This is a genomic window from Bradyrhizobium sp. SOJA106, from assembly GCF_059448745.1.
This window is the reverse complement of record NZ_CM182549.1, coordinates 849,285-862,630: the sequence shown is the minus strand read 5'-3', so window position 1 is coordinate 862,630 and position 13,346 is coordinate 849,285. Positions and strand designations below refer to the sequence as shown.

The window sequence follows — 13,346 nt, the reverse complement described above, 5'->3', positions numbered from 1 at the left end:
CCTCTCCTTTGGGCCCGTGTTGCGCGAAGGGCGGGGGCCATCGCCCCTTCGCTTCTTGTCCGCACATGCCGCGATCCAAAGGCGCGGAGCATGCGTCTCACGCCACCGCGCGCTCGCGATACATTGCGTCGATCTCGGCGGCATAGCGCTTGTTCACGAAGCCGCGCTTCAGCTTCATGGTCGGAGTCAGCTCCTCGTCCTCCGGCGAGAGCTGACGCTCGATCAGGTAGAACCGCTTGATGGTCTCGACGCGGGCGAAATTGGCATTGACCCGTTCGATCTCGCGCCAGATCAGGTCTTGAATTTCCGTCGCCCGGCACAGGCTGGCATAATTGGTGAAGGGGATGTCGTGATCCTGGGCGAACTTTTCGACGTTCTCCTGATCGATCATCACGAGGCAGGTCAGATACGGCCGCTTGTCGCCGATCACCACCGCATCGCAAATGTAGGGCGAGAATTTGAGCTGGTTCTCGATCTCGGATGGCGTGATGTTCTTGCCGCCGGAGGTAATGATGATGTCCTTCATCCGGTCGGTGATGCGGACGAAGCCTTCGTTATCGATGGTGCCGACGTCGCCGGTGTGCAGCCAGCCGTGCGCATCGATGGTTTCCGCGGTCTTCTCCGGCTGGTTCAGATAGCCCATGAACAGGAAGTCGCCCTTGATCAGGATCTCGCCATCAGGAGACAGCGCGACCTCGCCCCACGACACCGCCTTGCCGACCGAGCCGAGTTTGATGCGCTCCGCCGGCATCATGGTCGCGACGCCGCAATTCTCGGTTTGGCCATAGACCTCGTGCATGTCGATGCCGAGCGCGAGATACCAGCGGATCAATTCCGGCGCGATCGGCGCTGCGCCCGTGAAGGCGATGCGGCAGCGGTCGAGGCCGATCATGCGGCGGATGTTGCGGAACACGACCTGATAGGCGAGGCGGTTGGCGAGGCGCAGCGACAGCGGCGGCGCCCTGCCCTCGAGCCGGCAATCGACCATGCGGTAGCCGATATCGATCGCGCGGCGATAGACCCATTGCTGCAGCGGCGTCGCGTCCTTCAGCGCGATCGTGATCGCGGAATAGAACTTTTCCCAGATCCGCGGCACCGCCAGGAAGACGGTCGGCTGCACCTCGCGCAAGTTGTCCGGCACGGTCTCCGGGCTCTCGGCAAAATTCATCACCGAGCCGAGCGCGACCGAGATGTAGTAGCCGCCGACGCGCTCGGCGACGTGGCAGAGCGGCAGGAAGATCAGTCGGTCCTCGTCCTCCCGTGCCGGGATGAAATCGTTGGCGTGCCGCATCTGATGCGTGACGCTGCGGTTGGCGTGCATCGCGCCCTTGGGCGGTCCCGTGGTGCCGGAGGTGTAGACGAGCACGGCGAGATCGCCGGCGCTGCGGCTGTCGATCATCTCCTGCCACAGCGCCTCGCGTCCGACCATGTGGTTGCGGCCGAGCGCGCGAAACTCGTCGAGCGACATCACCATGTCGTCGGAGAATCCGCTGAGGCCCTCCATGTCGAACACGATGATGCGTTGCAGGCTAGGGCAGCGCGCGCGACAGGCGAGAATCTTGTCGAGCTGCTCCTCGTCCTCGGCGAAGATGACCCGGGTGGCGGAATCGTTGAGGAGATACTCGACCTGAGACGACGAATCGGTGGGATAGATTCCGGAGGAGACGCCGCCGGCGCACAATATGCCCATATCGGCATGGACCCATTCCGGCACGGCATTGGCGATGATGGAGGCGACGTCGCCGGGCATGAAGCCGGTGGCACGGAGCGCGTAGGCGATCTCCCTGGAGATCGCGAGCCATTCGCGCCAGCTCGTCGGCTGCCAGATGCCGAACTTCTTCTCACGGATCGCCGGCAGCTCGCCGCGCGTCTCGGCGGCGAGCAGGAAGCTCTTCGCGATCGTATCAGCGACCGTCAGCACCGCCGGTCGGGCCATGCACGTCTCCTCCTCGTCGCTTTGCCCTCCGCTGGCTGCCTTGCCGGCGGTCTATGTTGGCGGATGGGCCATTCCATTTAACGCCGAATCTTCCTTTAGCGCCAAGTCTCTTCCTTTAGCGCCAAGTCTTCTAGCGCCAAGTCTTCTTCTTTTTCCAGCGCCGCTCGCCCCGCGCGCCCTGTTCCTTGGCGCCAAGATAGAATTCCTGGATGTCCCGGGAATGCATCAAGCGGTCGCAGGTGTCGTTCATGACGATGCGGCCAATCTCCAGCACATAGCCGTAATGCGCGGTCTCCAGCGCCACCTTGGCATTCTGCTCGACCAGCAGGATCGACATGCCATGCTCCTCGTTGACGCGGCGGATGATCGTGAAGATCTCCTTCACCAGCAGTGGCGAGAGGCCGAGCGAAGGCTCGTCGAGCAGCAGCAGCGTCGGCCGGTTCATCAGCGCGCGCCCGATCGCGAGCATCTGCTGCTCACCGCCGGAGAGCTGGCCGGCCGGCTGGTTGATGCGCTCCTTCAGCCGCGGGAAGTAACCGTAGACGCGCTCCAGATCCTCCGCGACGCCGTCGCGATCCCGGCGCGGATAGGCGCCCATCATCAGGTTCTCGCGCACCGACAGGAACGGAAACACCTCGCGCCCCTCAGGCACATGGCTGAGGCCGAGCCGCACGATGCGGTCGGCCTCCATGCGCTGGATCGGCTTGCCCATGAACTCGATCGCGCCCTTCTGCGGATCGAGAATGCCGGAGATGGTCTTCAGCACCGTGGTCTTGCCGGCGCCGTTGGCGCCGAGCAGCGTAACGATGCGGCCACGCGGCACCTCCAGCGAGATGCCGCGGATCGCCATGATCGGCCCGTAATAGCTCTCGATGTTGGAGAGCTTCAGGATGATGTCGGCCGCCACGGTCGTATCCATGCGTCATGCTCCGAGATACGCGGCGACCACGTCGGGATGCTGCTGCACCTCGGCCGGCGAGCCCATCGCGAGCACGCGGCCGTAGTTCAGCGCGATGACGCGGTCGGAGACGCGGTTGACCAGCGACATGTCGTGCTCCACCATCAGCACGGTGATGCCGAGTTCGCTCTTCATGTCGCGGATCCAGAACGACATGTCGTCGGTCTCCTCCACATTGAGGCCGGATGACGGTTCATCGAGCAGGATCAGTTTCGGCTCCGAGCACAGTGCGCGGGCGAGCTCGATCACCTTGCGCACGCCGTAAGGCAGCCCCGAGATCAGCTTGTCGCGATAGGGCTCGAGATCGAGGAACTCGATCACCTGCTCGACCCGGCGCCGATGCACCTTCTCGTTGGCGCGCACGCTCGGCAGGAACAGCAGCTCCTGCCAGAGCTGCGTGGTCGAATGGCGGTGACGGCCGACCAGCAAATTCGACAGCACCGTCGCGTTCTCGAACAGCTCGATGTTCTGAAACGTGCGGGCGATGCCGAGCCTTGCGATGTCGTAGGGCGGCTGCTCGGTGATGTCCTGGTCCTCGAAGAAGATGCGGCCCGAGGTCGGCCGGTAAATCCGCGAGATCAAATTGAAGATCGAGCTCTTGCCGGCGCCGTTGGGACCGATGATCGAGAGAATCTCGCCCTTCTCCACCGCGAACGACACCGCATCGACCGCCTTGAGACCTCCGAAATGCAGCGACAGGTTCTCGGCGCGGAAATAGCTCATCGGTTCCGCTCCGATTTCACATAGATCTTCTGCCGCTTGAAGGTGGCGCGCTTGTAGAGCGGGAACAGCTGGAAGAAGAGTTTGATCTTCAGCCAACGGCCGTAGAGCCCGAGCGGCTCGAACAGCACGAACAACACGATGATGATGCCGTAGATCGCGCCCTTCAGGCCGTTGAGCGAGGCGAAGGCCGCGGCTTTCGACTGGATATTGGCCGCGGTCGCGGGGCCGGCCCCGAACGTCGCGGCGATGCCGGCGATGATGCCGGGCATGTCGTCTTTGAGATAAGTCAGGAACGGATCGATCATCACGATGAAGATCGCCCCTAACACCGCGCCGTGCAGGCTGAAGCTGCCGCCGATCAGGATCACGATGATGAACTCGATGGAGAGCTGCAGCGTAAACATTTCCGGCGAGATGAAGGAGAGCTTGTGCGCGAACAGCACACCGGCAAGGCTGGTGATCGCCGCCGAGATCGCAAAGGACTTGACCTTGTAGAGCGCGACATTGATGCCCATGCTGCGCGCAGCCGTCTCGGAGTCCCGGATCGCGACGAAGGCGCGCCCCGTCGGCGAGCGCAGCAGATTGAGCGTGCCGATGATGGTCAGCACCAGCACGGCAAGGCAGAGGAAATAGAAGGTCGGGCTGTCGCGCGGCACGGTGACGCCGAGCAGGGACAGCGTCTTGACCCGCATGCCCTCATTGCCGTTGGTGACGCTCTCCCAGCGCGCCAGGATCTCCTCGACGATGAAGGCGAAGGAGATGGTGGCGATGACGAGATAGATGCCCTGGAGCCGCAGCGCGGGAAAGCCGACCAGCGCGCCGATGCAGCCGGTCAGCACGCCCGCGGCGAGGAAATAGACCGGGAACGGCACATTGTATTTCTGCAGGTAAGCCGCCGTGTAGGCGCCGATCGCGAGGAACGCCGCGTGGCCGAGCGAAGCCTGACCGGTGAACCCCGTCAGGATCATCAGCGCCACGCCGACCGTCGCATAGATGCAGACGAAGACGAGCTGGCTCATCAAATAGCTGGAGAGCACATAGGGCGCGATCAGCAGCAGCGCGAGCAGGATGCCGTAGGAGACGACATAGCCCGAATGCGGAAACAGCCTGATGTCGTCCTCATAGTCGGTCTTGAACAGGAAGCGCATGCGTTCAGACCTTCTTGCGGACGTGAAGGCCGAACAGGCCTTCGGGCTTGAGCAAGAGCACCGCGAGCAGCACGATGTAGGGCGCGACGTCCTTCCATCCTTCCGCGAGATAGAACCCGGCCATGCTCTCGATCACGCCGATCAGGACGCCGCCGACCACCGCGCCGGGAATCGAGCCGAAGCCGCCGAGCACGGCGGCCGGAAACGCCTTGAGGCCAAGCACGAGGCCGACATTGGAGTGGATGAAGGTGATCGGCGCCAGCAACACGCCGGCGCAGGTCGCGACCGCCGCGCTGATCGCCCAGACCACCGACACCACCCGCTTGACCGGAATGCCCATGTAATAGGCCGCCAGCATGTTCTCGGAGCTGGCACGCATCGCAGTGCCGAGCGTGGTCTTGTTGAAGAACAAATAGAGCAGCGTGCAGAGGATGATCGTCGCCGCGATCACCGAGAGCTTGTCATAGGCCAGCACCAGCGAGCCGATGCGCAGGACGCCCTGGCTGAACGGCGTGTCGATCTTGAAATCATCGGTGCCCCAGACCATGCCGGCCACCGAGCGCAGGAAATAGCCGAGGCCGATCGTGGCCATGATGATGGAAAATTGCGGATAGCCGAGGATCGGCCGCACCACCACGCGCTCGGCCAGCATGCCGAACAACGCCATCGCCGCCACCGCACCGGCAAAGCCGACCCAGTAGTTCAGCCCCATCATGCCGATGAAGGTGAAGGCGAAGAAGCCGCCCAGCATCATCAGATCGCCCTGGGCGAAATTGACGACCTCGGTGGCCTTGTAGACCAGCACGAAGCCAAGCGCGATCAGGCCGTAGACGCAGCCGAGCGCAACACCGCTGACCAGCTGCTGAACGAAATCCAGCATCGCCGCGCTTCCTCCCGATGCAACCGGCGGTTTTTTGGCCGCCCCGCCGCATCTTGTGTCCAGTCGCTACGCAGTCGTTTCGCCGCGTTCGCGCATTCGTCCCGGGCCAATTCAGCCTGAACCACCAAGCGCTGTCAACAAACGGTGACTTGCCTTTAGTCAAAACCGGATGGTGGAATTTGTGGCCGTAGATTCACGGTGCCGAAACATCTTCGGGTCATGGTTGCGGGCGATGTAAAACCGGATGGTGTGGCCGTCATGAAGCCGGACAAGTCGGCACTCGAAGTCCGAGGGTTAACGAAGCGTTTTGACCGGTTGGCGGTCGACAGCCTCGATCTCACCATCCATGCCGGCGAATTCTATGCGCTGGTCGGCCCCAACGGCGCCGGCAAGACCACCACTTTGCGCATGGTTGCGGGCCTGCTTAGGCCCGATGCCGGCGCGGTCTCGATCTTCGGCATCGATGCGCTTCAAAGTCCGGTGGCGGCCAAGCAGGTGATGGCCTGGGTCTCCGACGAGCCGATGATTTATGACAAGCTGACGCCCCTGGAATATCTCGAATTCGTCGCCGGTCTCTGGGGCATCGCACCATCGGTCTCCGGACCGGTCGCGCAGGAGCTGCTCGCCTCGCTCGGCCTCGCGCCGCACCGGCACGAACGCTGCGAGGGTTTTTCGAAGGGCATGCGCCAGAAGGTAGCGCTGGCCGGCGCGCTGGTGCACGATCCCCGCCTGATCATCCTCGACGAGCCGTTGACGGGCCTCGATGCCGTCTCGGCCCGCCACGTCAAGGGCTTGCTGAGCGAGCGCGTCCGCGCCGGCTGCACCGTCATCATGACGACGCACATCCTCGAAGTGGCCGAGCGGATGGCCGACCGCATCGGCGTGATCGCCTCGGGCCGGCTCCTCGCCGAGGGCACGCTGACCGAGCTACGCCAGCAGAACGGCCACGCCGATACCAGCCTCGAAGATCTCTTCATCGCGCTTGTGACGCTCCAGGAAGCCGCATGAGCTCGGCGACCGCACTGTCCTGGTTCGCCCGCCACGAGCTCCGCCTCGCCTGGCGCGAATGGTTCGCGATGATGACCGGCGGACGGCGCAAGCGGGCGCGCGCCGCAATGATCGGCCTTCTCTTCTTCGCAGCGTTGCTGCACGTGCCGGCCTGGGCCGTGATCGGCCGCTTCGCCGACCTGCAATTGCCGCTCGACAAATCCTCGCTGATCGTGATCTCGGCGACGATCTTCCTCGCCTGGACCTTGATGCTGTCGCAGGCGATCGAATCGGTGACGCGGGTGTTTTACGCCCGCGCCGATCTCGACCTGATCATGTCCTCGCCCGCGACGCTGGCCAACCTGTTCTCGGTGCGCATTGCCGCGATCGCGCTCACCGTCACGGTGCTGGCGCTGCTGTTCTCGACGCCGTTCATCGACGTGCTGGTGATCGGCGGCGGACCGCGCTGGCTCGCGGCGTTCGGCGTCGTCATCGCGATGGGCCTGTCGGCAGCGGCGATCGCGATTGCCGTCACCATCCTGTTGTTCCGCCTGATCGGCCCGGCGCGGACGCGCTTTGCGGCCCAGATCCTGGCTGCGATCATCGGCGCCGGCTTCGTGATCGCGCTCCAGGTCGCCGCGATCATGTCCTACGGCACGCTATCGCGCTTCGCCATCCTGACCTCTGGGAGCCTTGCCGCCTACGCCCCCGGTGTCGACAGCATCTGGTGGTGGCCGGCGCGGGCGACGATGGGCGACAGCGAGGCGCTGCTGCTGCTTCTGGCGCTCGGGCTCGTGCTGCTCGGCGGCGTGATGGCGATCTTCTCCGGCCGCTTCGCCGACACCGCGATCGATGCCGCGGCTTACGGCAGCTCCGGCCGCAGGCGCGCGAGGGAGCGTCCGTTCCGCGGCGGATCGCGGCAGCAGGCGCTGCGGCGCAAGGAATTCATGCTGCTCTGGCGCGATCCCTGGCTGATCTCGCAGACCCTGATGCAACTGCTCTACCTGGTGCCCCCGGCGCTCTTGCTCTGGCGCAGCTTTGCCGACAGCTCCGCAGCGGTGACGCTGATCACGCCCGTCATCGTCATGGCGGCCGGTCAGCTTGCCGGTGGACTCGCCTGGCTGACCATTTCCGGTGAAGATGCGCCCGATCTGGTCGCGACCGCGCCGCTGACGCCGTCCAGCATCATTCGCGCCAAGATCGAGGTGGTGCTGATCGCCATCGCCGCCATCTTCTGCCCGCTGGTCGCCGCGCTCGGCCTCGCCTCGCCGTATCAGGCCGCGGTCAGCGCCGGTGCGATCGTCATCAGCGCGGCCTCGGCGACCGCGATCCAGCTCTGGTTCCGGGTGCAGGCCAAGCGCAGCCAGTTCCGCCGCCGCCAGACCTCGTCGCGCCTTGCGACCTTCGCCGAAGCCTTCTCGTCGATCGGCTGGGCCGCCAGCGCCGCGCTGCTGCTCGCCTTGCCGATCGCAGGGCTGATCAGCGGATTGATCACTGCCGGCCTCGTCGCCATCACCTGGAAGTTCAGCCCGCGGCGGGAGTGAGAGGGAAGTACTCACCCGCCTCCTTTGCGGCTGGACCATTCTGCCTTATCGCTGCGTCATGGGCAGATGAGCAGTCGATCTGCGGCACTGACGCGCTGTTGATCGCACCCTATTGGCCACGCTTTGCATTGCACGCTAGACTTTCCACTGAAGTGATCGGGGACGGTTTCATGTGGCGACTGGTCTCAGCAGCTCTGGCGCTGTTCGGCGCATACTCCTCGCCTGCCCTCGCCCAGCAGCCACCACAGCGCAGCGAGTGCCTCGCGATGGCCAATGCCGCGCCTCGGGTCGTGTCGGTCGCATTCAGGCCGGCGGCGGCCGCCGCGGAGGTCGAGATCACCTATGCCGGCCACTCCACCTATTTCATCGACACGCCCGGCGGCTTGCGGATTGCCACCGACTATAGCGGCGCCTATCAGGTGGGCCGGCTGCCCGACGTCGTCACCATGAACCGGGCCCACAGCACCCACTATAGTCTCTTCCCCGACAAGCGCATTGCCCATGTGCTGCACGGCTGGGGCGACGACGGCAAGCCGGCCATCATCTCGGAACGCATCGGCGACACCTTCATCCGCAACGTCACGACCGACATCCGCCGCTATTTCGGCGACGATGCCGGCGTCGATATGATCCGCGACGCCAATTCGATCTTCATCTTCGAGGTCGCCGGCCTTTGCATCGGCCATCTCGGCCATCTCCATCACAAGCTCGACGACAGTCACTTTGCCCAGATCGGACGGCTGGACATCGTGATGGTGCCGATCGACGGCACCTACACCATGTCGTTGAGCGGCATCTCCGACATCACCAAACGCCTGCGCGCGTCCGTGGTGCTGCCGATGCATCGCTTCGCCACCCCGCTCGACGAGTTCATGGACCGCATCGGCCAGCAGTTCGAGATCGACCGGCGCGATGCGCGCTCGTTCCGAATGTCACGCGATGCGCTGCCGTCGAAGCCGACGGTGATCATCCTCGACGGAGTCTGACCCGCAAAGGCGGGAACGCATGAACCGCCTCCGACTTGGTTGCTCGAGATCGTCCTCGGTCGGAGCAATCATGAGAAGAAGGTTCCTGATCATCGGCTCATTCGCAGCCATCTATTTGCTATGGGGTTCCACCTACTTCGCCATCACGCTGGGCCTGAAGTCGATCCCGCCATTCCTGTTGATGGCGCTTCGCTCGTTCTGCGGCGGCGTTGTGTTGCTGGCGATGAGCGGGGGACAGGTCGCAAGCGTGTCGTGGCAGGCATGGGCCTTGGCGAGCCTGTGCGGACTGCTGTTCTTCGTCGGCTGCCACGGTGTGCTTGCCTTCGCACAGCAATCGGTTCCGTCGGGCGTGGCAGCAATCGTGCTCGCCACGATCCCGTTCTGGATCCTGCTGATCGACCTCGTGGTCCCTGGCGATCAGCGACCGAGGCCCGTGGCCCTGCTCGCACTCGCGCCGGGCTTCCTGGGCGTGGGACTCGTGGCATGGCAGAACGTCGAGCAGGCCGGCATCAGCATTCTTCCCGTCGTCCTCCTGCTGGCTGCAGCCTTGTCGTGGTCAGCGGGGACCGTGCTGTCCCGGCGCATGTCCAGCCAGACGTCCGCGATCCTGCTATCAGGCATGCAGCTATCGATTGGCGGTGCGGTGCTGTTCGCGACCAGCTGGCTGACGGGCGAGATCGAAAGCTTCAGGCCGGGCGACGTCTCGTCGACGTCGCTTGCAGCGGCGTTATGGCTGATCATCTCGGGCAGCGTGATCGGATTCGTCGCCTACAACTGGCTGCTGGAGAACGTCTCGACCTCGCTGGTGTCGACCTATACTTTCGTCAATCCGGTGATCGCGGTGCTGCTCGGCACCGTCGTGCTGGGCGAGCCGTTCTCGCCCATGATGCTGCTCGGCGCGGGCCTCGTCATCGTCTCTGTCATCGTGATCTGGCGCGCCGAACGCTCAGGGAGCGGACGGACGATAGATGAGGCCGATCGGGGCATCAAACATCTTGCCCTGCGTAAGACCTGATCTTCGCGGGCGGCAATTTTCTCCAAGTCATCCGCGATCCGGTCGTGCTGATCTGCCGACAACAGGAGATCGACATGACCGAATTTGCGAGATTGTTGCACGCCGACGGACCAAATCCGGAGCATGCCGCAGCGCTCCAGCTCTATGGCCGCTTCGTCGGCGACTGGCGTGCCGAGATCACGGCCCATGGCACCGATGGAGCGAAACATATCGCACCGGGCGAGATCCATTTCGGCTGGGTGCTGGAGGGGCGCGCCGTGCAGGACGTCTGGATCATCCCGCGGCCCGCGGGCAGCCCGGCCTTTCCGGTCGCGGGCAATTGGTACGGCACGACGCTGCGGGTCTACGACCCCAGCATTTCCGCGTGGCGGATTTCCTGGTTCGATCCGGCGCGCTGCGTTTTCCGCCAGCAGATCGGCCGCGCACGCGGAGCCGACATCGTGCAGGAAGGCGTGACCGAAGCGGGTGAGCTGATGCGCTGGAGTTTCACCGAGATCACCGAGGACTCCTTCCATTGGCTCGGCGAGGCCAAGCCTGCCACGGCAGCCGAGTGGCGGCTTGTGGTCGATGTGAGGGCGACGCGGCGGTCACGGCAAAGCCGCGATCTGCGCCGGCATCGTCAGTAAGCCGAGAAGACGGCGCTGTTCTCGCAGACCGCGGCCGATTTCTACCGGCTCGATCTGCCGTCATGACGAAAAGAGGGGCCGGGATGTGATCCCGCCCCCTCTTCGTCGTGGCCGCTGGGAAGCGTCCTTGAAACCGTGCTGTTAACCGGCGCCCATCAGCGAAGCCGGACGACGCTCGCCGGTGGAGACGAATATCTTCTTGAGCTTGTTGACGACGCGGATCAGGAAACCGATCATCACCGGATTGGTCTTGCGGCAGAACGCAATCTTCTTGACGTAGCCCTCGACGTGCCATTTGGCATGGGCGCCGTCGCGGAAGTAGATGACGTCGCCGGGACCGTAGCGCTTCGGCGGCATGCCGTCGCTTTCGAGCACGATCGATCCTTCCATGATCATGATCGTCTCGTCGACGTCGTAGTACCAGTTGAAGCGGCCTTCGGTGCAGTGCCAGATGATGGTCGAGGCGGTGCCATCGGCGCTGGTCGACAGGATATGCGAGCGCGATACCGGGTTGCCCTCGATGATCCAGGACGGCTCGATCGGCCGCAGCTCGAGGTCCACATTGCAATTACCGACTTCAATCAATGCGCGCGACATCTGCTTCCCCAGGGAATAAATAATATGTGTGCCGGGTCTCGGCCCGGATCGTTTCCAAAGATGTTGGGACGCTAGTGGCCGGCTTTTAATTCTTTCTTACGCAGGCCCCGCAAATCAGCCGCAAGTTGCATGTGCAAAGCAGCTAGCGCGCCGATTTCTCTGCAAATCCGCGCACATGAACCCATCTTTTCCAGGGTGCGACAAAATGCGCGAAGCAGCCAAGGAGCCCATGCCGATGCCGCTGACGCCCAAGGTCCTCACAGCCAACGACGAGGTCGTCGCCTGGCTCGGCAGCCTCGATGTCTCCTTTGCGCCGGACCAAGAGAGTTGGTTCACGATCGACGGCATCGAGAGCCCCCGGCAGATCGGCAGTGACGGCGCCGGCGGAGCATTTGTCCTGCTGCTGTCGCGGACTGTGCTTTACGTCTCATCGGAAGGCCGCGCCGGGATCATCGCGGAGAACTTCGAGGCGATCGTCCAGCTCCTGATCGCTCGCCCGTACTGGCTCGACACGCGACGCGGCGGCGTGAACGCGCTCGACGCCGGCAGGTGGGCCTCTGGTGCTCACGACCGTCATGGCCGGGCTTCCGGCCATCCACGCCTTGCGGCACAAAGAACGTGGATGCCCGGGACAAGCCCGGACAAGCCCGGCCATGACGAGCAGCGACGCTACTTCGCCCACTCGCCCTTGCGGAACACCGGGACCTTGCTGCCGTCGGCCAGGATGCCGTCGATGTCGGTCTCGGCCGAGCCGATCATCCAGTCGATGTGGATCAGGCTCTGGTTGCCGCCTTGCGCTGCGATCTGCTGCGGCGTCAGCTGCGCGCCGTTGACGAAGCACTTCGAGTAGCACTGGCCGAGCGCGATGTGCGAGGCCGCGTTCTCGTCGAACAGCGTGTTGTAGAACAACAGCCCGCTCTGCGAGATCGGCGAGGAATGCGGCACCAGCGCGACCTCGCCGAGACGGCGCGCGCCCTCGTCGGTGTCGAGCACCTTGTTCAGCACCTCCGCGCCGCGCGAGGCCTTGGCGTCGACGATCTTGCCGTCCTCGAAGCGCACCGCGATGTTGTCGATCAGCGTGCCCTGATAGGACAGCGGCTTCGAGCTCACGACATGGCCGTAGACGCGCCGGCAATGCGGCGTGGTGAAGACCTCTTCGGTCGGGATGTTGGCATTGCAGCTGATGCCGTTCTTGGAGAGCGAGGCGCCGCCTTCCCATTCATGGCCGTCGGCCAGCCCAATGGTGAGGTCGGTGCCCGGTCCCGAATATTGCAACGCGCGGAAACGCTGGCCATTGAGCCAGTTGGTGCGCTCGCGCAGCACCGCATTGTGGCTCGCCCAGTTGCCGATCGCGTCCTCGCGGTCGACACGCGACGCCGCGAAGATCGCATCCGCTAGCTTGCCGATCGCAACGTCTTCCGGATCGTTCGGAAACACCTGCTTGGCCCAGGACGGGCTCGGATAGGCGATGATGTTCCAGTTGGTGTCGAAATTGACGATCTTCTCCAGCGCCGGCTGATAGGCCATCGAATTGGCCTTGCTGGCGCGCGCGACCTTGGACGGATCCTCGCCCGACAGCAGCATCGGATTGTCGCCGACGATGGCGAGCCGCGCGGTGTTCTCTGAGAACGCCTTGGCCATGCCCTCGTAGAGCCAGCCGGCGGCGCGGTCGAAACTCTCGTCGTGACCGTGGCGGTAGCGCGCCAGCGTCATCTCCTCGTCCGACAGGATCGGCGTCACGATGCCGGCGCCGGCCTTGTAGGCATGCACGGCGATCCGCCGCACCAGCGGCAGCGCGATCGCGGGCGCCGTCAAGAGCAGATCCTGTCCCGGCCGCAAGCCCAGGCCCACCTTCACCGCCACCTCGGCCAGCCGGTCGAGCTTCGCGGGATCGATGGGAGTGGCGGAATTGCGGTGATCAGTCATGCGTAATCCTCTGCCGAAAG

At 64.2% G+C, this 13,346-nt stretch carries 12 protein-coding genes; 5 read left to right on the top strand and 7 right to left on the bottom strand.

Annotated features, from left to right (window positions below; all coding sequences use genetic code 11):
- Positions 1-97: 97 nt before the first annotated feature.
- The 5 genes from AC5V87_RS04050 to AC5V87_RS04030 all read right to left on the bottom strand — a co-directional run bounded on the left by AC5V87_RS04050 (position 98) and on the right by AC5V87_RS04030 (position 5,645).
- Positions 98-1,936 carry an AMP-dependent synthetase/ligase gene (locus AC5V87_RS04050; protein WP_495370084.1) on the bottom strand — a complete coding sequence of 613 codons (1,839 nt, stop codon included), beginning with the start codon at positions 1,934-1,936 and terminating at the stop codon, positions 98-100.
- A 130-nt stretch (positions 1,937-2,066) separates the two neighbouring features.
- Entirely contained in the window at positions 2,067-2,855 is a 789-nt protein-coding gene (locus tag AC5V87_RS04045; protein ID WP_495370083.1) for an ABC transporter ATP-binding protein, read from the bottom strand.
- A 3-nt stretch (positions 2,856-2,858) separates the two neighbouring features.
- Positions 2,859-3,617 carry an ABC transporter ATP-binding protein gene (locus AC5V87_RS04040; protein ID WP_027562020.1) on the bottom strand — a complete coding sequence of 253 codons (759 nt, stop codon included), beginning with the start codon at positions 3,615-3,617 and terminating at the stop codon, positions 2,859-2,861.
- Entirely contained in the window at positions 3,614-4,765 is a 1,152-nt protein-coding gene (locus tag AC5V87_RS04035) for a branched-chain amino acid ABC transporter permease (RefSeq protein WP_495370082.1), read from the bottom strand. Before AC5V87_RS04035 ends, AC5V87_RS04040 begins: the two co-directional genes overlap by 4 nt.
- Positions 4,766-4,769: 4 nt before the next feature.
- Positions 4,770-5,645 (bottom strand): branched-chain amino acid ABC transporter permease, encoded by an 876-nt coding sequence (locus AC5V87_RS04030; protein WP_456841247.1) that lies wholly within the window; start codon positions 5,643-5,645, stop codon positions 4,770-4,772.
- Positions 5,646-5,903: 258 nt separating this feature from the next.
- Between AC5V87_RS04030 and AC5V87_RS04025 the strand changes: the two genes are divergently transcribed.
- The 5 genes from AC5V87_RS04025 to AC5V87_RS04005 all read left to right on the top strand — a co-directional run bounded on the left by AC5V87_RS04025 (position 5,904) and on the right by AC5V87_RS04005 (position 10,803).
- A complete protein-coding gene (locus AC5V87_RS04025) occupies positions 5,904-6,653 on the top strand; it encodes an ABC transporter ATP-binding protein (protein WP_495370081.1) in 750 nt (249 codons plus the stop codon).
- Entirely contained in the window at positions 6,650-8,176 is a 1,527-nt protein-coding gene (locus AC5V87_RS04020) for a permease (RefSeq protein ID WP_495370080.1), read from the top strand. The genes AC5V87_RS04025 and AC5V87_RS04020 overlap by 4 nt, the downstream gene beginning before the upstream one ends.
- Before the next feature lie 170 nt (positions 8,177-8,346).
- On the top strand, positions 8,347-9,162 hold the full coding sequence (locus tag AC5V87_RS04015; RefSeq protein ID WP_495370079.1) for an MBL fold metallo-hydrolase: 816 nt from the start codon (positions 8,347-8,349) through the stop codon (positions 9,160-9,162).
- A 70-nt stretch (positions 9,163-9,232) separates the two neighbouring features.
- Complete coding sequence (locus tag AC5V87_RS04010; protein ID WP_495370078.1) at positions 9,233-10,177, top strand: EamA family transporter; 945 nt, start codon at positions 9,233-9,235, stop codon at positions 10,175-10,177.
- Between the two features lie 74 nt (positions 10,178-10,251).
- Positions 10,252-10,803 (top strand): hypothetical protein, encoded by a 552-nt coding sequence (locus AC5V87_RS04005; protein WP_495370077.1) that lies wholly within the window; start codon positions 10,252-10,254, stop codon positions 10,801-10,803.
- A 141-nt stretch (positions 10,804-10,944) separates the two neighbouring features.
- On the opposite strand, the gene AC5V87_RS04000 is transcribed toward AC5V87_RS04005, so the two are convergent.
- Positions 10,945-11,400 carry a cupin domain-containing protein gene (locus tag AC5V87_RS04000; RefSeq protein WP_456841252.1) on the bottom strand — a complete coding sequence of 152 codons (456 nt, stop codon included), beginning with the start codon at positions 11,398-11,400 and terminating at the stop codon, positions 10,945-10,947.
- Between the two features lie 669 nt (positions 11,401-12,069).
- Positions 12,070-13,326, bottom strand: a complete 1,257-nt coding sequence (locus AC5V87_RS03995; RefSeq protein WP_456841253.1) for an aminopeptidase — start codon at positions 13,324-13,326, stop codon at positions 12,070-12,072.
- Between the last annotated feature and the right edge of the window lie 20 nt (positions 13,327-13,346).

Excerpts from the sequence above, each read along its gene's own strand:
- AC5V87_RS04050 (WP_495370084.1), bottom strand. The coding sequence starts at position 1,936 with ATGGCCCGACCGGCGGTGCTGACGGTCGCTGATACGATCGCGAAGAGC.
- AC5V87_RS04045 (WP_495370083.1), bottom strand. The coding sequence starts at position 2,855 with ATGGATACGACCGTGGCGGCCGACATCATCCTGAAGCTCTCCAACATC.
- AC5V87_RS04040 (WP_027562020.1), bottom strand. The coding sequence starts at position 3,617 with ATGAGCTATTTCCGCGCCGAGAACCTGTCGCTGCATTTCGGAGGTCTC.
- AC5V87_RS04035 (WP_495370082.1), bottom strand. The coding sequence starts at position 4,765 with ATGCGCTTCCTGTTCAAGACCGACTATGAGGACGACATCAGGCTGTTT.
- AC5V87_RS04030 (WP_456841247.1), bottom strand. The coding sequence starts at position 5,645 with ATGCTGGATTTCGTTCAGCAGCTGGTCAGCGGTGTTGCGCTCGGCTGC.
- AC5V87_RS04025 (WP_495370081.1), top strand. The coding sequence starts at position 5,904 with ATGAAGCCGGACAAGTCGGCACTCGAAGTCCGAGGGTTAACGAAGCGT.
- AC5V87_RS04020 (WP_495370080.1), top strand. The coding sequence starts at position 6,650 with ATGAGCTCGGCGACCGCACTGTCCTGGTTCGCCCGCCACGAGCTCCGC.
- AC5V87_RS04015 (WP_495370079.1), top strand. The coding sequence starts at position 8,347 with ATGTGGCGACTGGTCTCAGCAGCTCTGGCGCTGTTCGGCGCATACTCC.
- AC5V87_RS04010 (WP_495370078.1), top strand. The coding sequence starts at position 9,233 with ATGAGAAGAAGGTTCCTGATCATCGGCTCATTCGCAGCCATCTATTTG.
- AC5V87_RS04005 (WP_495370077.1), top strand. The coding sequence starts at position 10,252 with ATGACCGAATTTGCGAGATTGTTGCACGCCGACGGACCAAATCCGGAG.
- AC5V87_RS04000 (WP_456841252.1), bottom strand. The coding sequence starts at position 11,400 with ATGTCGCGCGCATTGATTGAAGTCGGTAATTGCAATGTGGACCTCGAG.
- AC5V87_RS03995 (WP_456841253.1), bottom strand. The coding sequence starts at position 13,326 with ATGACTGATCACCGCAATTCCGCCACTCCCATCGATCCCGCGAAGCTC.